Annotated in this window: 15 protein-coding genes; 8 read left to right on the top strand and 7 right to left on the bottom strand. The window is 65.8% G+C overall.

What is annotated here, in order from left to right; genetic code table 11:
• Window positions 1-59: 59 nt before the first annotated feature.
• Together ACP7DW_RS27730 and ACP7DW_RS27725 are read right to left on the bottom strand one after the other, a co-directional pair.
• Window positions 60-3221, bottom strand: a complete 3162-nt coding sequence (locus tag ACP7DW_RS27730; RefSeq protein ID WP_426057633.1) for a S8 family serine peptidase — start codon at window positions 3219-3221, stop codon at window positions 60-62.
• Window position 3222: 1 nt separating this feature from the next.
• A complete protein-coding gene (locus tag ACP7DW_RS27725; protein ID WP_426057632.1) occupies window positions 3223-4005 on the bottom strand; it encodes an NF038120 family PEP-CTERM protein in 783 nt (260 codons plus the stop codon).
• Between the two features lie 427 nt (window positions 4006-4432).
• Here ACP7DW_RS27725 and ACP7DW_RS27720 point away from each other — a divergent pair, with 427 nt between their 5' ends.
• Both ACP7DW_RS27720 and ACP7DW_RS27715 read left to right on the top strand, forming a co-directional pair.
• A complete protein-coding gene (locus tag ACP7DW_RS27720; protein WP_426057631.1) occupies window positions 4433-5341 on the top strand; it encodes a histidine kinase in 909 nt (302 codons plus the stop codon).
• On the top strand, window positions 5338-5997 hold the full coding sequence (locus ACP7DW_RS27715) for a response regulator (protein ID WP_426057630.1): 660 nt from the start codon (window positions 5338-5340) through the stop codon (window positions 5995-5997). Before ACP7DW_RS27720 ends, ACP7DW_RS27715 begins: the two co-directional genes overlap by 4 nt.
• On the opposite strand, the gene ACP7DW_RS27710 is transcribed toward ACP7DW_RS27715, so the two are convergent.
• Together ACP7DW_RS27710 and ACP7DW_RS27705 are read right to left on the bottom strand one after the other, a co-directional pair.
• Window positions 5994-8492, bottom strand: a complete 2499-nt coding sequence (locus ACP7DW_RS27710; protein WP_426057629.1) for a TonB-dependent receptor — start codon at window positions 8490-8492, stop codon at window positions 5994-5996. The two genes, ACP7DW_RS27715 and ACP7DW_RS27710, sit on opposite strands and share 4 nt — an antisense overlap.
• Window positions 8493-8587: 95 nt before the next feature.
• Complete coding sequence (locus ACP7DW_RS27705) at window positions 8588-9049, bottom strand: Lrp/AsnC family transcriptional regulator (RefSeq protein ID WP_034784295.1); 462 nt, start codon at window positions 9047-9049, stop codon at window positions 8588-8590.
• Between the two features lie 99 nt (window positions 9050-9148).
• On the opposite strand from ACP7DW_RS27705, the gene ilvB reads away from it, so the two are divergent.
• Window positions 9149-10909: a biosynthetic-type acetolactate synthase large subunit gene (gene ilvB, locus ACP7DW_RS27700; RefSeq protein WP_426057628.1), complete on the top strand. Its 1761-nt coding sequence runs from the start codon at window positions 9149-9151 to the stop codon at window positions 10907-10909.
• Between the two features lie 93 nt (window positions 10910-11002).
• On the opposite strand, the gene ACP7DW_RS27695 is transcribed toward ilvB, so the two are convergent.
• Together ACP7DW_RS27695 and ACP7DW_RS27690 are read right to left on the bottom strand one after the other, a co-directional pair.
• Window positions 11003-11638 carry a helix-turn-helix domain-containing protein gene (locus ACP7DW_RS27695; RefSeq protein WP_426057627.1) on the bottom strand — a complete coding sequence of 212 codons (636 nt, stop codon included), beginning with the start codon at window positions 11636-11638 and terminating at the stop codon, window positions 11003-11005.
• Window positions 11557-11859, bottom strand: coding sequence for a hypothetical protein (locus tag ACP7DW_RS27690; protein WP_426057626.1), 303 nt, complete (start codon window positions 11857-11859; stop codon window positions 11557-11559). The genes ACP7DW_RS27695 and ACP7DW_RS27690 overlap by 82 nt, the downstream gene beginning before the upstream one ends.
• 135 nt (window positions 11860-11994) lie before the next feature.
• Between ACP7DW_RS27690 and ACP7DW_RS27685 the strand changes: the two genes are divergently transcribed.
• From ACP7DW_RS27685 to bamE, 5 genes are read left to right on the top strand one after another with little or no spacing between them, the layout of a single operon-like run.
• Window positions 11995-13437 carry a cytochrome P450 gene (locus ACP7DW_RS27685; protein WP_426057625.1) on the top strand — a complete coding sequence of 481 codons (1443 nt, stop codon included), beginning with the start codon at window positions 11995-11997 and terminating at the stop codon, window positions 13435-13437.
• A gap of 4 nt (window positions 13438-13441) precedes the next feature.
• Window positions 13442-13936, top strand: coding sequence for a GNAT family N-acetyltransferase (locus ACP7DW_RS27680; protein WP_426085246.1), 495 nt, complete (start codon window positions 13442-13444; stop codon window positions 13934-13936).
• On the top strand, window positions 13933-14292 hold the full coding sequence (locus ACP7DW_RS27675) for a nucleotide pyrophosphohydrolase (RefSeq protein ID WP_426057623.1): 360 nt from the start codon (window positions 13933-13935) through the stop codon (window positions 14290-14292). Before ACP7DW_RS27680 ends, ACP7DW_RS27675 begins: the two co-directional genes overlap by 4 nt.
• Before the next feature lie 47 nt (window positions 14293-14339).
• On the top strand, window positions 14340-15128 hold the full coding sequence (locus ACP7DW_RS27670; protein ID WP_426057622.1) for a hypothetical protein: 789 nt from the start codon (window positions 14340-14342) through the stop codon (window positions 15126-15128).
• A complete protein-coding gene (gene bamE, locus ACP7DW_RS27665; RefSeq protein ID WP_426057621.1) occupies window positions 15125-15433 on the top strand; it encodes an outer membrane protein assembly factor BamE domain-containing protein in 309 nt (102 codons plus the stop codon). Before ACP7DW_RS27670 ends, bamE begins: the two co-directional genes overlap by 4 nt.
• 90 nt (window positions 15434-15523) lie before the next feature.
• On the opposite strand, the gene ACP7DW_RS27660 is transcribed toward bamE, so the two are convergent.
• Entirely contained in the window at window positions 15524-17179 is a 1656-nt protein-coding gene (locus tag ACP7DW_RS27660; protein ID WP_426057620.1) for a methyl-accepting chemotaxis protein, read from the bottom strand.
• Between the last annotated feature and the right edge of the window lie 280 nt (window positions 17180-17459).

The following is a 17459-nucleotide window of genomic DNA, read 5'->3' as shown; positions in this document are numbered from 1 at the left end:
TGAGTGAATAAAAAAAAAGCGTGCCCGGAGGCACGCCTTGCGTTCACGCAAAGAACGGTTTATTCAGCCAGCACCGGCCTGGCGCCGCGTGCGTTCTGCAACAGCGGCACGGGGTCATTGGTATTGACCTCGACCACCGTGACGCCCTGCAGCACGCCGCCCACCTGGTAGCCGACGGCGCCCAGGTGGCGCTTGCCTTCGGCCAGGTTGGACCAGCTCAGCGAGACAGTCGCCGTGCCGCCCGTGTAGGCCGTGCCCGGCATCAGCGCCTTGAAGCCGCCATTCGACAGGCCCGGCGCCAGCACCCACGACGACAGGGTGTAGTCGGCCTGGCCGCCTTGCGGCGCGTAGCCGATCACGCACACCTTGTACGTGCCAGCGGCGGGCAGGCGCAGTTCCACCTGCTCATTGGAACTTTCATTGCCGCTGCTGCCGACCAGCACATTGGCGGCGTTGTAGACCTCCATGTCCAGGTCGGTATTCGCGCCGCCCGTCGTTTCCGCGTCGTAGGTGGCAAAGCGCGCCGCCAGGGTGCCGGCCGGAATCACCACGCTGTGCACATTCACGCCCGTGGCGCCGCCGGCCTTGCAGCTGGCCGAAGCCGTGCTGTTGTTGGCCTGGCCTACCGTGCGCGCCTGGCGCAGAGCTTCGACGAGACCCGACTTGACGCCCACCAGCGCGCCCGTGAAGCCCGTGCCCAGGGTCAGCACCTTGCTGCCCGTGGCCGCTTCGCTGCTGACCAGTGGAATGGCGGCCAGCGAGGTGCCGCGCACCGTGAGCGGGCTGCGCACCGTGTGCGTGCCATCGGTCCAGCTCAGGGCGCCGTAAGTCCAGGTATTGGCCGGCGCCGTGGTGCGCGTCAGCTTGACCTGGTACTGCGCCCTGGCGCCCGGCGCCAGGCTCAGGCTGGTTGGCGTGACCGCCACCGTGTAGCCGGGCAGGCTGGCCGAGACGTTGTAGACGGCGCTGCCGGCGCCCACGTTGGTCACCGTGCGCGTCAGCACTTGCGTGCCCAGCACGTTGGCCGCCGTCAGCGACGCCAGGTTCAGGTTGTAGGCAGCGATGCTGCCGATGGCCTGGCAGGTGGCGGCCGTGTAGACCTTCAGGTTCAGGCCGCACAGGAAGCGCGCATAGTCGATTTCCGACACGTCGTACACGAGGCCCGGATCGGCCGCGCCGTTCGGCGCGATGTGGCCGGCGCCCTGGCCCCACGGCAGCTGGCCCGAGTTCTTCGCCGTGGCATCCCACGACACGGAACCGTTCAAGCCATCCGAATACGTGCTGAAGGCCGTCGTCATCAGCGCCGACTTGATGGCCGCAGGCGACCAGTCCGGATGCTGCTGCTTGAGCAGCGCCGCCACGCCGGCCACATGCGGGCTGGCCATCGAGGTGCCGGAATAGAAATCCCATTCAGCCAGGGGCGCTGCGCCGCCGGCCGCAACGGCATCGCGCTGCGCCTGCGTCAGGTCGGCCGTCACGCCAGCGAGGATGTTCGTGCCCGGCGCCGAGAGGTCCGGTTTCAGGATGTTCGCGTTGGCCACGTTCGGCCCGCGCGAGGAACGGTCGCTGACGATCGGCGCCTGCACCGTGGTGTCGGCGATGGTATGGATGTCGCCCAAGGCCGCCGTGCCGTCGGGGTTTGCGGTCATGAAATCCTTCAGCGCGTCGCCCTGCGCCTGCGCCAGGTGCACGGTCGACAGCACATGCGCCTGGTTGATGATGGTGTTGGCGCCACCGGCCACGTTGGCGATGATCACGCCCGCCGCGCCCGCCGTCCTGGCATTCGCGCTCTTGTTGACCAGCACGTTGCCGCCACGGTCGCACACGAGTATCTTGCCCGCCACTTTCACCGGGTCCAGATAGGCCGAGGTGGCATCGGCCGCGCCGAAGCAGCGCAGCAGATTGACATCCGTCGGCGGCACGCCGGCCAGGCCCGCGTCGCGCGAGCGGATCAGCGGCAGCGCCGGCGTATTCGCATTGCTCGATGCGCCTTCCAGCTTGCTGCCGTTGCTGAGGATGACGTTGCCCGCATACAGGCGGTTGTGGGTGGAATTGGCCACCGTCGCCAGCCAGGGGCTGATGTGCGACACGGACGCCGGCACGTCGGGCGCGGGCGTGGCCGGGCCGGAATTGCCGCCCGACGTGGCGACGAAGACGCCGGCCGCCGCCGCGCCGAGGAAGGCCACTTCCGTCGGCTCGTCGAAGGCGCCGCCGCCCGCGTTCGGACCGATGGAGAAGTTGATGACGTTGACGCCATCCTTGACCGCCTGATCGATGGCGGCCACGCTGTCGGCCGTGGCGCAGCCGTTGCGCCCCGTCGAGGCGGCCGTCCAGCACACTTTATAGGCGGCGATGCGGGCGCGCGGCGCCATGCCCGACGCCTTGCCCAGCGACACGCCGTTCGAGGTGGCCAGGGCGCCATTGTTGCCGCCTGCCGTGGACGCCGTATGCGTGCCATGGCCGCCGTGCCCCGTCAGTCCGGCGACGGAATCGCGCGGCGATAAAAATTCCGTCCAGTGCAGCGCCGACGTGGCGGCGCGGTAGTAGCGCGCACCGATCAGCTTGTTGTTGCAATTGTCGGCGGAAAATCCCTCGCCCGTCTGGCACGTGCCCTGCCAGCTGGCCGGCGGCGCGCCGTACACGACGTTGTTGCCATTGTGGCTGGGCACGCCATTCTCGTCGAGGCGGTCGGCAAAGGCCGCGTTCTCGGGCCAGATGCCGCTGTCGACGATGCCGATGATGATGTCTTCACCGGCATGCGCCTTGCCGCCCAGCTGCTCCCAGATGCCGCCCGGCTTGTCCAGGCCCAGGAAGCTGGGCGTGTAACTGGTGTCGAGTTGCAGGATGGAGTCGGCGCTGATGCTGGCCACGCCGCTGTTTTTCTTCAGGGCGCGCACTTCATCGTCCGTCAGCAGGGCGGAAAAGCCGTTAAAGACGACGCTGTACTGGTGCGTGATTTCAGCCGCACTGACGGTACCGGCCACGGCGGCCTGTTTGGTGTCGAGGTAGTTCAAATAGGCCTGCACGTCGGCGGCGCCCACGTTGATGCGCGCGCCCGGAGCCGGCCTGGTGGCGGCCAGGCCACTGACCTGGCCCGTGTAGGTGGCGGCCGGCTTGTCGACCAGTTGCACGATGTAGGAGCGGCGTTCCTGCGCCTGCGCCGCTTGCGCCAGGCTGGCGGCCAGCAGGAGGATGCCGAGGGAAACGGGACGTAGTTTCATCTCACGCTCCTTGCACGGTGGCAGCGGCGAACTTGCCGCTGGGGCGGCGCGACAGCATGCCGATGGCGCCCAGGCCGGCCAGCATCAGCATGCAGGTCGACGGTTCCGGCACGGCGCTGATATTGAGATTATCGAGCGCAAACTGACCCAGATTGAAGGCGGGGAAATCGAGGGAATTGCTGCACGCGCCCGTCTCGTTGAAGATGCACGCATTGAAGGTCAGGCCCGTGAAGGCGTAGTTGCCAAAGCCGCTCAGCAGGGAAGCGCTCTGGAAATAGTAATTGCCATCGCTGCCCTGGCCCGGAAACGCCCACGAAGTGCTGATCACCTGGCCGTTGCTCAGAGTGCCGCTCAGTTGCAGCTGGCCCCACTGCATGTCGGGCAGGCCGGACACGGGCGCGATGAAGGCATAATCGAAACCGGCCAGGCTGAACGCCCGGTGATCGGCGCGCGAGAAATTCACGCCGCCATCGTTGAGGATGGCCAGGTAGTTGCCGCTGGCGCCCTGCGGGCAGGCGGCGATATCGCACGACGATGCCGCGCTGCCATTGAGGATGGCGCCCACGCCGCTGACGCCGCCGCCGGCCGCCGTGGTCGGGTCGGCCAGGAACAGCAGCTGGTAATTCGACGTATTGAGCGTCTGGCCGCTTGCATACACGTCGGGGCGCAAGTTGTCGAAGCTCAGTACGCCGGCCAGGGCCGGCGCCGGGGCCAGCACGGACACGCTGGCCAGTGCGGCAAAGACGGTGGCGGGCGAGACCCGCGCATGTGATAACCGATTCATGCTATTCCCCTGATTGTTGTGGATGGATAGGTCGGCAGGTCTGACGCCCGCTGTCAGTTTTTTGACAAAAATCTCAACAGATATAGCAAATTGCATAAAATAAATATCATATTTTTAATATCATTTTTTTATCTTTTATCTAACTCTGCGACGCTTTGTTTTGTGTAAGCTATGCAAGCTTGAGGAATCTCAACGTTGCATTTAAACAATATTCATGGTGGCCCAGGCGTATGCGCCGCCATGCCGATGCGACGTCAGGGCGGCTCAGAACCCGCGCTTGCTGCTCCGTCACATCGCGGTACACCTGTTCCATTCTGGAACACTGCCTGGTCTGCCGGCACCCCGCCAGACGCCACCCTTCGCGCCGGGTGCCGATGGCATGAAGCTTGCACAACAAGGGAATCGACCGTGCTCAGGGAGCAGCATCATGGAACACTACCAATTGGCCGGCAGCGGCTGCTCAGGCACGCGGCCGGTCTGGCGCAGCATCATGTGCTGCGCGCTGGCGCTGGCTTTTTTCCTGCTGGCCGCCAGGCTGGACCTGGCCGAACGGCTGGCGCGCGTCCTCTGGCGCCAGGAGCACTGGCAGCTCGATGAATTGGCTCTGAGCCTGCTGCTGCTGGTGCTGGCGCTGGCCGGCTTTGCCGTGCGGCGCGGACGCCAGGTGGCGCTGCTGCTGGCGCAAAACCGCGCCCTCACGCAGCGCCTGCTGCGCGCGCAGGAAGAGGAACGCTGCGCGCTGGCGCGCGAGCTGCACGATGAGGTGGGACAAGACTGCACGGCCATCCGCGCCGCCGCCAGCTACATCCTGCGCGCAGGCGCCGGCGACCAGGCGAACGTGCAGGCCTGCGCCGCCAGCATCGCCAGCTCGTCGGAAGCGCTGCATGCGATGGTGCGCAGCATGCTGCGCCGGCTGCGCCCGCCCGTGCTCGACAGCCTGGGATTGGCGCCGGCCGTGCAGGCGCTGTGCGACAGCTGGGCGCAGCAGCACGGCATCGCCTGCCGTTTCGCGCCGCACGCCATCCCCGCCGACCTCGACGACGCCACCGCCACCGCCATCTACCGCCTGGTGCAGGAAGGCTTGACGAACGTGGCGCGCCACGCGGGCGCCGACCATGCCACGGTGGAATTGCGCGCCGATGCGCACGGCTTGCTGCACCTGGCCATCGAAGACAATGGCCGGGGTTGGCGCCAGGACAGGCAGCAGGAATCCGGCTTCGGCATGCTGGGCATGCGCGAGCGCGTGGCCGGCTTGCGCGGCCATATCCGCTGGATCAGCGCGCTGGGCAACGGCTTGCGCATCGAAGTGGCCCTGGCGGCACGGTGCGCGACATGAACAGCACACTGCAACCCATCCGCGTGATGCTGGTGGACGACCACCCGGTGGTGCGCACGGGCTACCGGCGCCTGCTGGAACAGGGCGGCGACATCGCCGTCGTGGCCGAGGCAGGTAATGGCGAAACGGCGTATGGCTTGTACCTGGAGCACACGCCCGACGTGTGCGTGACGGATTTGTCCATGCCCGGCATCGGCGGCCTGGAATTGCTGCGCAAGCTGCTCGCGCGCGACGCGGGCGCCCGCGTGCTGGTGTTTTCCATGCACGACACGCCGCAGCTGATCGCGCGCGCGTTTGATGGCGGCGCCTGCGGCTTCGTCAGCAAGCAGGCCGACCCGGAACACCTGGTCGACGCCGTGCGCGCCGCCCACGCGGGCCGGCGCTACCTGGACCCGCACAGCGCGCCCGGCGTGCTGCAAGGCACGGCTCGCATGGAAGCGCAGCGTTTGAGCAGCCTGAGCCAGCGCGAATTCGAAATATTCCGCCTGCTGGCCGAAGGCCGCAGCGCCGCCGACTGCGCCCGCCTGCTGCACGTGAGCAGCAAGACGGTGGCCAACCACCAGACCTGCATCAAGGAAAAGCTCGACGTGCCCGGCCCCGCCGCCCTCGTTCATCTTGCGCTGCGCAACGGCGTCATCGAGCACGTCCACCCTTAAAAAGCGTAGCGCAAGCCCACGTTCACGCTGCGCGGCGCGCCGGCCGCATAGAAGGTCGCATTGACCATCGGATAGTCGCCGTTCACGGCGGGCAATGGCCGCGCGGCAAAATTGCCGTTGGCGTCGAAACCCGTCGCGCCCAGCTGGGCCGCCGTCGCATATTTCCGATCGAACAGGTTATTCACCTGGGCGAACACGCTCAGCTGTCGCGTCAGCTGGTACTTACCGTTCAGCTCGACCACGGCATAGCCGCCGCTCTTGCCCGCGCCCAGGTAAGCTGGTCCGCCCGCCTGGTGCTGGTTGTTTTCATTGCCGCGCGCATAGGCGCTGGAGACGGCCGTCATGGCCAGGCCCACCGTCCAGTCGCGTCCGCCCTCGTAATCCACGTGCGCCTTCAGGATATGGCTCGGCGTCAAGGGAATCCGGTTGCCGGGCGTGATGACGATATTGCCTTCCAGGCCCGGTGCTTCCGCATCGCTGCTGCTGTTGGCGCTGCCGTTGACGAGCTCCCGGCTTTGATACGTCGCCTGCAGCCACGTGTAGTTGACGCCGAAGTCCAGCGCGCCCGCCTTGCCGTCCAGCGCCAGTTCCACGCCCTGGTGGCGCGTCTTGCCAAAATTCTTGAAGTAGCCAAATCCCGCCTGGTTGTCGGCGACAAACAGGATATCGTCGTGGTTTTCCGCGCGGAACACGCCCGCACTCCAGCGGGCCATCGCGCCCCACTGGCCGCGCACGCCCGCTTCCCACGTCTTCGTCACCACCTGTTTCAAGGGCGGATCGCCGGCCATGGCGTTGGGCAGGCGGCACGGATTGTCCGGGTCGGCGCAGCCGAGCTCGATGGCCGTCGGCGTGCGGCTGCCCTCGTTGTAGCCAAGATAGGCACCGATGCCGGCCACGGGCGCATAGGCCAGGCCAATGGCGGGATTGAAGCGGCTGAAACGGTGGTCGCCATCGAGCGAGCCGCTGCCGCCGCCGGGCGTGATGGCGTCGCGGTTGCGCACGGTGCTGCGGTTGTAGCGGCCGGAAACGGTCAAGGTCAACGCTTGATTCAATGCCATGCTGTCGCTCGCATACACGCTCCAGGTGCGCATGCGCCCGCTCAAGTCGACCCGGTTATCGACGGGCGTGCCGTCGTCGTCGATTTCCGTGCCGTCGGCAAAGAAGTCGACGGGCGTGATGCTGCGGTCCGGGTTCAGGTAGCCGAACTGGCTGGTCTGGCGGAAGGTGGCGTGGCTGGCATCGAAGGCCGCGCCGGCCGTGACGGCGTGGCGTGCGCCCGCCACGTCGGCCAGCGCGGTGAACTGACCGGAGAAGCCATAGTTTTCCTGCGTGGTATGGCTGCGGTTGAGCATGCCGTTGCATTTTTCGGCCGGCTCATCGTTGAGCAGGACGTTGGCGATGCAGCGCCACTTCGGGAAAGGCGTATTGGCCGCGTTCGCTCCGCTGGCGGGAAAGCCCGTGTAGCCGGCCGCCGCCAAAGCCGCCCGCTCGGCCGCGCCGGGCTGGTAGACGGACTGGTCGAGCGACTCGTCGTTCAGGTCGCCATTGAACGTGTGCGTATCGATCTTGCGGTAGTACACATTGCCGGAGAGCAGCAAGCCGGCGCCGGCCTGGTGCTTGCCCGTCAGATTCAGCAGGGTTGACTTGTTTTCCGTCAAGTCCGGCTTGGTGTAGACGCTGCGGTAATCGCGTGCCAGCAGGCGCTGCTCCTGCAAGCCGTTGCCCGTCAGCGCATTGTCCGCATGGGCCACTGTGATGGCGATATCGGTGCGCGCATCGCTCCAGCCCAGCTTGCCAAACACCTGGCGCACGTCGGACGGCGAATCGTCGCGCCAGCCGTCTTCCTTGAAGCGGTTGCCCGTCACATACCAGTGCCAGCCCTGCGCATTGCTGCCGCCATGTTCGACTTCCACGGCGCGTCGCTTATCGGAACCCAGGCGCGCCTCGATGGCGGTGCCGGGACTGCTGCGCCCATCCTTGGTTTGCAGGGCCAGCGCGCCGCCCAGCGTGTTCAAGCCGAACAGGGGATTCGAGCCGGGCATCAAGGTCAGCGACGATATCGCCATGCGCGGGATCAAGTCCCAGCTGACGACGTCGCCAAACGGCTGATTCAGCCGCATGCCGTCCAGATACACGGACAGGCCTTGCGGCGTGCCCAGCAGCGGTGACGCCGTGTAGCCGCGGTAGCTGACGTCGGGCTGGAACGGGTTGTTCTGCACCTCGTTCACATAGACGCTGCCCAGGTTGCGGCGCAGGAAGGCGGAAATGTCGAGCGCCTGACTGCCGGCGATCTGCTGCGCGCTGGCCGTCTGCACGGGCGCGGCCAGCGCATCGCGCGGCTGTTCCACGGTGGGCAAGGGCATGCTGCCCGTGATGATGACGGTGGGCAAGTCACCCGAGATGGCCAGGTTCGCGGCCAGGCTGGCGGCGGCCGGTTCGGCGGCCTGCGCCTGGCACAGCGCCATGGCGGCGGCGGCCAATAAAGTCAGTTTCATGCGTGTCCCCAGTTTTATCATGGTTTTTATGTCTGTCCAGTATCGGACAGCCACCATCAATGAACTAGGGAAAAACTCCCGCCGTGCAGGCAGACTTATCTTTGCAGGGGCAAGTAACTCTGCTTGAGCTGGCGCAACACAAAACTCGATTTGCTGTGGCGGATGCCGGGAATCTTGTACAGGCGCTCGCGCAGCAGCCGTTCGTAGTCGCGCGTGTCGCTGACCGCGATGCGCAGGTAGTAATCGTAGTCGCCGGAAACGAGAAACGCTTCCAGCACTTCCGGGATCATGGCCAGCGCGTGGCCGAATTCGAACAGGGCCTGGTCGGAATGGTCGTCCAGCGTCACTTGCACGATGACGGTGTCGGCCAGCCCCACCTTGGCCGCGTTGACGTTCACCGTGTAGCCTTCGATGACGCCATCGTCTTCCATGCGCTTGATGCGCGCCCAGCACGGCGACGAAGTCAGGCCCACCTTGGCGCTCAGCTCGTGCAGGCTGATGCGGGCATCCTGCTGCAGGGCCGTCAGGATGGCGAGGTCGAATTTGTCCAGCTTCATTCTGTTCTTTCTATATTTTGCAGCAAATTTTGCTTAAATATGCATTCTATACGAGAAAACCAGCAGCCTTTTCTGCCGGAGCAAACAGAAAATAGACCCATGAAACCCGATCCCGCTCCCCTCCTCGCTCCCGCCCACGATCTTGCGCCGCGCAACGGCGCCAGCGTCCTGATCGACACCCTGCTGGCCCTGGGCGTCGACACCGTCTTCGGCTACCCGGGCGGCGCCGTGCTGCCCCTGTACGACGCGCTGCACGCCCAGCCCCGCTTGCGCCACGTGCTCGTGCGCCACGAACAGGCGGCCGTGCACGCGGCCGAGGGCTATGCGCGCAGCACGGGCCGACCCGGCGTGGTCTTCGTCACGTCCGGCCCCGGCATGAGCAACACCACCACGGGCTTGCTCGACGCCCTGTGCGATTCGATTCCCCTCATCTGCATCAGCGGCCAGGTGGCCAGCACCAGCATCGGCACGAACGCCTTCCAGGAATGCGACGCGCTGGGCATTTCGCGCCCCGTCACCAAGTGGAACCGGCAAATCCGCACGGCCGACGAGACGGCCGCCGTGGTGCACGAAGCATTTATTCAGGCCACGCAAGGCCGGCCCGGCCCCGTGCTGATCGACTTTCCCAAGGACTTGCAGCTGGCGCAGGTCATCGAAACCGCGCCGCTGCCGCCCGCCTCTACCGTCGCAGCACCTCTGCCAGAGCTCACCGATCTGGAACGGGCCGCCAGCCTGATCGCCGGCGCGCGCCGGCCCGTGTTCTATGGCGGCGGGGGCCTCATCAATTCCGGCCCGGACGCCTGCGCCGCGTTTCAACAATTAGTGACACTGGCGGCCGCGCCCTGCACCCTGACCCTGCTGGGCCTGGGCGCCTTTCCCGCCTCGCACCCGGCCTTCCTCGGCATGCTGGGCATGCACGGCACCCTGGAAGCCAACCTGGCCATGCACCATGCGGATCTGATCGTCTGCGTCGGCGCCCGCTTCGACGACCGTGTCACGGGACGGCTGGACGCCTTCTGCCCCGGCGCAAAGATCATCCACGTCGATATCGACCCGGCCTCCATCGGCAAGGTGGTGCGCGCCGACGTGGCCCTGCGCGGCGATTGCGCCCCCGTGTTAAACGCCCTGCTGGCGCAGCTGCGGGGCCGCCTGCTGGCGGACCGCCAGCCGTGGTGGCAGCGCATCGATGGCTGGCGCGCGCAGGAGTCGCTGGCGTTCGACGACACGCCGGAGGTGATCGCGCCGCAGGCGCTGATGCGCCGGCTGCAGGCGGCGCTGGACAGCATGGATGGCGGCAACGCCATCGTCGCCACCGACGTGGGCCAGCACCAGATGTGGGCTGCCCAGCACCTGCGCTTCGAGCAGCCGCGCCGCTGGCTCACCTCGGGCGGCGCCGGCACCATGGGTTATGGCTTGCCGGCCGCCATCGGCGCGCAGGTCGCCCATCCCGAAAAATGCGTGGTGTGCGTGAGCGGCGACGCCTCGATTTTGATGAATATCCAGGAACTGGCCACCGCCGTGCAGCACCGCCTGCCCGTGAAAGTGGTGTTGTCGAACAATGGTTACATGGGCATGGTGCGCCAGTGGCAGGAGCTGATACATGGCGGGCGCTACAGCCACAGCTACACGGAAGCGCTGCCCGATTTCGTCGCCCTGGCGCGCGCGTTCGGCTGGCAGGCGCACACGGTAAGCCGGCGCGAGGAACTCGACGCTGCATTGGCCGCCTGTCTGGCCTGCGAAGGCCCCTACTTCCTCGACGTGCGCGTGCACGGCGCGGAAAACTGCTTCCCCATGCTGGCGCCCGGCGCGGGGCAGCATGAAGTGACCCTCTCCAAGGGAAAGGTGTACACGGAACGGTAGGTCGGATTAGCGGGGCAACGCCTCGCGTAATCCGACACCACCACCGGCCTCGCCAACGATGTTGTCGGATTACGCTCTACGAGCTAATCCGACCTACGCCCATATCCGATAGATCCAGTAGCTTTCATCTTCTTTCATGGCGCGCGCCAGCTCGGTAGGGCTCAAGCCCGTGATTTCGCGCGTCTCGCGGCAGAAATGCGCCTGGTCGGCGTAACCGCCGCTGGCGGCGATATCGGACCACGACACCTTGCCTTGCAGGATGGCGCCGCGCTCGTCGAGGAATAGCTGCTCCGCGCGGCGCATGCGGCGCAAGGTACGCATGGGCTGGCCGGCCCAGGCCTTGATGCGGCGCTCGATATGGCGCGCGCTGCGGGCCAGGCCCGTCGAGGCCGCCTGCACGCCCAGGCGGCGCACCCAGTCCTGCACGGCGCCAGCCGACACGTCGCTGCCCTTGCGCGCCGCCTGCCAGCGCGGCGCAAGAAAAGCCTCCACCAGCCTGACGCGCACCTCGTCGTTTGGCGCCGCCAGCACGGCGTCGGACAGGGCCAGCCAGTCGGCATCGAACAGCGCATCGAGCGGGCGAAACTGGTCCAGCAAGGCATCCATCGATACGCCCGTCAACGCATGCAGGGCGGCCGGATACAACATCACGACAAACGAATGCACGGGGCCGGGGTTGTAGCTGACCAGCGGATACGAACGGGGGCCGCCGAACAGCGCGGGCGGCATGCGCACGCCGGCAGCGACAGGCCCGGCGCGGCCGCCTCCACGTCGCCCGCGACGGTCCAGATGATGCTGCACATGGGCGCGGCGGGAAAGCGGTTCAGGCGCTGGGCCGGCGGCAAGGGCGCGCAGCGCGTGGTGTCGCGCACGAGGATGGCGCGCACGCAGGAAGCGAGCGCGGTACGCGGCGCGATCAGGCGGGTCAGGGGCGTAGGGGCGGCAGGCATGGCGACGATTGTACCGGCAATTTCTGGCCGCGCACGATGTCGTATTCGTTCAATACAAACGGGCCGCAATCGCGTAGAGTATGGCCATTATTGCAAGCAATCCTCGTACTTTCACCGTATCGACAGGAGATGTCCATGCCGCCACTCGACCACGCCGCCGCACCCGACATTGCGCGGCCGCTGCGCCAGATCCGCCGCTTGCCGGGGCCCTTCGCCCTGCCCCTCGTCGGCAACAGCCTGCAGATCAAGCTCACGCGCATCCACCGCGACGTGGAACAGTGGGTGCAGCGCTACGGCCCTTTCATGCGCGCCTGGTTCGGCCGCACGCTGGTGCTGGTGGTGGCCGACAGCGAGGCCGTCGGCGCCGTGCTGCGCGACCGGCCCGACGGTTTTCGCCGCCCCCTGAGCAGCTCCGTCGTGTCCGACGAAATGGGCGGCGTGCCCGGCCTGTTCCTGGCCGAGGGCACGGAGTGGCGCAACCAGCGCCGCATGGTCATGGCCGGCATGGCGCCCGGCGCCATCAAGGCCTACTTCCCGGCCCTGGTGACGGTGGCGCAGCGCCTGCAGCGGCGCTGGCAGCTGGCCGCCACGCAAGGCCAGGCGATCGACCTCGATGGCGACCTGAAACGCTACACGGTCGACATCATCGCCGGCCTGGCCTTCGGCACGCAAGTCAACACGCTCGAATCGGGCGAGGACGTGATCCAGCGCCACATGGACGACATCCTGCCCGCAGTGGCGCGGCGCAGCCTGTCCATGTTCCCGTACTGGCGCTATGTCAAGCTGCCCGTCGACCGGCGGCTGGACCGCGACGTGGCGGCGCTTTCCGCCGCCGTGGCCGACCTGGTGCAGCAGGCGCGCACGCGCATGGCGCACGACCCGGCGCGCCGCGCGCGGCCGCCCAACCTGCTCGAAGCGATGATCGCCGCCGCCGACCTGGAAGGCAGCGGCGTGACCGACCGCAACGTGGCCGGCAATGTGCTGACCATGCTGCTGGCGGGCGAAGATACGACGGCCAACACGGTGTCCTGGATGATCTATTTGTTGCAACGCCATCCGCACACCCTGGCGCGGGCGCGCGAGGAAGTGCGGCGCCTGGCGCCCGACGTGGCCGGTTTCACCATCGAGCAGATGGATAGCCTCGACTACCTGGGCGCCTGCGCCAGCGAAGCCATGCGCTTGAAACCGGTGGCGCCGTTCCTGCCCGTCGAGGCGCTGCGCGACACGGTCATCGGCGACATCGCCGTGCCGGCCGGCACCCTCGTGTGGTGCGTGATGCGCCACGACACGGTAGCCGATGCGCACTTTCCCGACGCGCAGGCGTTCCAGCCCGAACGCTGGCTGGCCGAAGGCGGCGAGGCGAACAACAAGCGCGCTTCGATGCCTTTCGGCGCCGGCTTGCGCACGTGCCCGGGGCGCTATCTGGCCTTGTTGGAAATTAAGATCGCCATGGCCATGCTGCTGGGCAGCTTCGACATCGCCGGCGTCGATACGCCCGATGGCGGCGAGGCGCAGGAATTGATGGGTTTTGTGATGTCGCCCATCGGCCTGAGCATGCGCCTGGCGCGGCCGCAGTGATACCATGTGGGCAATCTCAGTCAACGTGCTTTCCCCCATGCAAATTCAACTGGAATCGCCGCAGCAAGCCGATGTGCAAACCCTGATCGCCGAGCTGGATGCCTATCAGCAGACCCTGTATCCGGCCGAGTGCGTGTATTCGCTGGACCTGGCGTCCGTGCCGTCCGATACCCTGCTGTTCGCCGTCGCCCGCGATGCGGCAGGCACGGCGCGCGCCTGCGGCGCCATCGTCGTCACGCCCGCATTCGGCGAGCTCAAGCGCATGTACGTGCACCCGGACAGCCGCGGCCTGGGCCTGGCCAGGCGCCTGCTGGCCTTGCTGGAAGAACAGGCGCTGGCGCGCGGCTGCCGCTTGCTGACCCTGGAAACTGGCATCCACCAGCCCGCCGCGATCGCCCTGTACGCGCGCCATGGCTACCAGCGGCGCGGTCCCTACGGCGACTATCCCGACGATCCATTCAGTGTCTTCATGGAAAAACCGCTGCAGGTGGCGACATGAACGCGCCTGCCGACAGCTTGACGGACATCCGCGCGCGCCTGCGCGCCTTTGCCGCCGAGCGCGACTGGGACCAGTTCCACACGCCGAAAAACCTGGCCATGGCCCTGTCCGTGGAAGTGGCGGAACTGGCAGAGCACTACCAGTGGCTGCCCACGGGCGCGGACAGCGAACTGGACGAGGCCAAACGCACGGGCATCCGCCACGAACTGGCCGACGTGCTGATGTACCTGGTGCGCCTGGCCGACAAGAGCGGCGTCGACCTGCATGCGGCCGTGCTGGAAAAGATGGCACTCAACGCGCAGAAATACCCGGCGCAGCAGGTGCGCGGCGACGCGCGCAAATACAGCGAGTACTGATCCCCAGCCGTGCGTGGCTGATGCGCAAAAAGGCGTAGCATCAAGACATGCGCATCCCTCTTTCCCTGCTGCTCGTCTGCCTGATCCACAGCCATGCTGCGCTGGCGCAAACCGCGCCCGTGCCGCAAGTCAAGGTGGACGCCACGCGCGACCCCGTCGACAAATCCTACCGCAAGATGCTGCAGGGCGTGGAGCGTTTCGAGCGCGACCATGCGCTGGCGCCGCAAGCGGTGCTGCGCTTCCGTTTGCTGCCGCGCCAGCCCGGCGTGGACATGACGGGCGTGCAGCTGCGCATCGCCGGCGATACCGTCAGCATCCCCTTGCCCTTGGCCGAGGACAACAGCTTTGCCCCCGTGCGCAACGCGCAGGCCGCGCGCGAGGATGCCGTGCTGATCGCCAACCGCAAGGCTTCCAGCATGAGCTGGCGCGCGCAAGTGATCACGCCCGGCTTGCCGCCCGGCACGCGGCGCCTGGGCGACTTGCGCCTGGAATGCCGTGCCGGCATGGATTCGGGCCTGATTTCGAACGACCCGCAAATCATCGCCTGGCTGTCCAGCATGCTCTACAGCACAGACAAGGTGTGTTCCGAGCCAGACGGCAATTATCTGTTCTTCACGGACCGGCCCCTGTTCGGCGTGACCCTCGTGCATGGCGAGCGCAGGGTGTCGTTACCCTTCAAGATGCTGTACGCGGGCGGCGAGCAAACGCCCGCCTCGCTGCCGTACTGCGATTGCCAGGTCTTGCTTGACCGCACGTACTACGCGCCCTTGTGGGACCAACACTGGCCGGACGACACCCTGCTGGAATTTACTTATATGGACGAGGTGGCGCCATGAAATGGCTCATGACCGCCATGCTGGCGCTGCTCGCCGGGTGCTCGGGCACGCGCGCCTTGCAGGCAAGTAAAACGGTGCCTTACGCTACCCTGGAGCAAACGGTGCAAGTGGGCAGCAGCACGCGCGAACAGGTGCGCGCCGCCTTGGGCGACAGCACGGCCATCCGCTTCGACAGCGGCAATGAAGTGTGGATGTACACCTACCCGGCCGCCTCGGGCGCGCAGGGAGAATATGTGATTTTGTTTGGTGGGGATGGGGTGGTACGGAAGGTGCGCAGCGGGGAAGTGTACCGGGTGAAGCAGTGAGAGTACCCCACAGCCAAAACCCGGGGGGAATGCTCCCAATGGGAAGCATTCCGGTCACGCAGTGACGGACCCCGGCACTTGCACGGTGAATTAACGTGCCTTCAGCAAGGCCCTTGCCGCCACACCTGCACCCAGGCCGCGGCCCACGCCGGCCACCTTGCGCTTGGGCGAGGCCTTCAGTTTGAAGATGCCGATCGACTGGGCCACGCTGTCGGTGCGCTGCGCCAGGCTGGTGGCGGCCGCGGCCGCCTGCTCCACCAGCGCCGCATTCTGCTGCGTGATGCCATCCATGTGAATGACGGCCTGGTTGACTTGCCCGATGCCCTGGTTCTGCTCGCGCGTGGTTGAGGAAATCTCGTCCATCACTTCCGTCACGCGAGCCACGGAGGCGATCACTTCCGCCATGGTGGCGCCCGCATTGCTGGTCAGCACGCTGCCCGCATTCACGGTGGCGATCGAATGGTCGATCAGGTGCTTGACTTCCTTGGCCGCCGTCGCCGAGCGCTGCGCCAGGCTGCGCACTTCGCCGGCCACGACGGCAAAGCCGCGGCCATGCTCGCCCGCGCGTGCCGCTTCCACGGCCGCGTTCAAGGCCAGGATATTCGTCTGGAAAGCGATGCCGTCGATCAGGCCAATAATGTCGAGAATCTTGCGCGACGAGGTGCTGATCTCGTTCATCGTGGTGACCACTTCGCTGACGATGGTGCCGCCCTTGGCCGCGACGGTGGACGCCTGCACCGCCAGATCGTTGGCCGTGGCCACGTGGTCGGCGCTGTTTTGCACGGTGGACGTCAGTTCTTCCATGCTCGCGGCCGTCTGCTCCAGGCTGGACGCCTGCGATTCCGTGCGGCTGGACAGGTCCATATTGCCCGTGGCGATTTCCGCCGTCGTGACGCGGATATCCTCGAAGTTGGCGCGCACGTCGCCGATAATGCTGTGCAGGTTGATGTTGGTCTGGCGCAAGGCCGCCATCAATTGCCCCATATCATCATCCCGCACCTTGTCGATGGCGCCCGTCAAATCCCCGCCGGCCATCTTGCGCGCCATCGTGATGGCGTCGCCCAGCGGCGCGACCAGCGAATTGTGCAGATGAGCCCAGAAATACAGCATCAGCGCGACGGCGGCGGCAGCGGCACCGCTGAGCCAGCTGCGCGTGGCCGTGCTCGTATCGCCGTCGATACTCCACACGGCGCAGCCGAGGATGGCCAGCACCACGCCGAAGACGATGCAATGCAGGGCCAGGTCTTGCGACAGGCTCAGCTTGCGCCACTCGGCCAGCTTGGCGGCCCAGCCCTGGCGCACGACGCGGCCATTGCGGAATGCCAGCCTGGCGGTGTTGCCATCCTTGAAACTTTTATACAGCGCTGCCGCTTCGTTGATCTGCTCGCGCGTAGGCTTGGTACGCACGGACATATAGCCGATCGGGCGGCCATTCTCGATGACGGGCGTGATATTGGCGAAGACCCAATAAAAATCGCCATTCTTGCAGCGGTTCTTGACCATGCCGGTCCATGGCATGCCCGTCTTGATGGTATCCCACAGGTCGGCAAAGGCTTCGGCCGGCATATCGGGATGCCGCAGGATATTCTGTGGTGCACCCAGCAGTTCCGTTTCCAAGAAACCGCTGACCTCAATGAAATACTGATTGGCGTAATTGATGTTTCCCTGCAAATCCGTGGTGGAAACAATCGTCATGCCTTCATTTAATACGTATTCCTTTTGCGTGATAGGCGTATTGACCCGCATCGTCGCTCCTCTATTTTTTTCAACTAGCATAACAAAATTATAAAAACAATATACCACATCAAGCACCCATGATATATCGCTCCGGCGACAGTGACGCTGGTCAAACAATTTAATAAAAGTTAATTCATTTATGTATTAGAATTTACTTTGACTCAACATGATTGATTTTATTGAAATGCCAAATTTAAATCACATGCATGCACAATAGTTAATAAGAAAATATTTATCGATGCGGCAGGCGATACACATGGTCGCTATGCCGATAAAAAGACGCGGAGGC

It is taken from the genome of Janthinobacterium sp. PSRC1-1 (assembly GCF_049897525.1).
Classification (GTDB): Bacteria; Pseudomonadota; Gammaproteobacteria; order Burkholderiales; family Burkholderiaceae_D; genus Janthinobacterium; species Janthinobacterium tructae.
This window is presented reverse-complemented; position numbering and strand designations above follow the sequence as displayed.

Bases quoted from the DNA above. Each gene is read 5' to 3' on its own strand.
- ilvB (WP_426057628.1), top strand. From the start codon at position 9,149: ATGAAACCCGATCCCGCTCCCCTCCTCGCTCCCGCCCACGATCTTGCG.
- ACP7DW_RS27695 (WP_426057627.1), bottom strand. From the start codon at position 11,638: ATGCCGCCCGCGCTGTTCGGCGGCCCCCGTTCGTATCCGCTGGTCAGC.
- ACP7DW_RS27715 (WP_426057630.1), top strand. From the start codon at position 5,338: ATGAACAGCACACTGCAACCCATCCGCGTGATGCTGGTGGACGACCAC.
- ACP7DW_RS27705 (WP_034784295.1), bottom strand. From the start codon at position 9,049: ATGAAGCTGGACAAATTCGACCTCGCCATCCTGACGGCCCTGCAGCAG.
- ACP7DW_RS27670 (WP_426057622.1), top strand. From the start codon at position 14,340: ATGCGCATCCCTCTTTCCCTGCTGCTCGTCTGCCTGATCCACAGCCAT.
- ACP7DW_RS27690 (WP_426057626.1), bottom strand. From the start codon at position 11,859: ATGCCTGCCGCCCCTACGCCCCTGACCCGCCTGATCGCGCCGCGTACC.
- ACP7DW_RS27710 (WP_426057629.1), bottom strand. From the start codon at position 8,492: ATGAAACTGACTTTATTGGCCGCCGCCGCCATGGCGCTGTGCCAGGCG.
- ACP7DW_RS27675 (WP_426057623.1), top strand. From the start codon at position 13,933: ATGAACGCGCCTGCCGACAGCTTGACGGACATCCGCGCGCGCCTGCGC.
- ACP7DW_RS27725 (WP_426057632.1), bottom strand. From the start codon at position 4,005: ATGAATCGGTTATCACATGCGCGGGTCTCGCCCGCCACCGTCTTTGCC.
- ACP7DW_RS27730 (WP_426057633.1), bottom strand. From the start codon at position 3,221: ATGAAACTACGTCCCGTTTCCCTCGGCATCCTCCTGCTGGCCGCCAGC.
- bamE (WP_426057621.1), top strand. From the start codon at position 15,125: ATGAAATGGCTCATGACCGCCATGCTGGCGCTGCTCGCCGGGTGCTCG.
- ACP7DW_RS27680 (WP_426085246.1), top strand. From the start codon at position 13,442: ATGTGGGCAATCTCAGTCAACGTGCTTTCCCCCATGCAAATTCAACTG.
- ACP7DW_RS27720 (WP_426057631.1), top strand. From the start codon at position 4,433: ATGGAACACTACCAATTGGCCGGCAGCGGCTGCTCAGGCACGCGGCCG.
- ACP7DW_RS27685 (WP_426057625.1), top strand. From the start codon at position 11,995: ATGCCGCCACTCGACCACGCCGCCGCACCCGACATTGCGCGGCCGCTG.
- ACP7DW_RS27660 (WP_426057620.1), bottom strand. From the start codon at position 17,179: ATGCGGGTCAATACGCCTATCACGCAAAAGGAATACGTATTAAATGAA.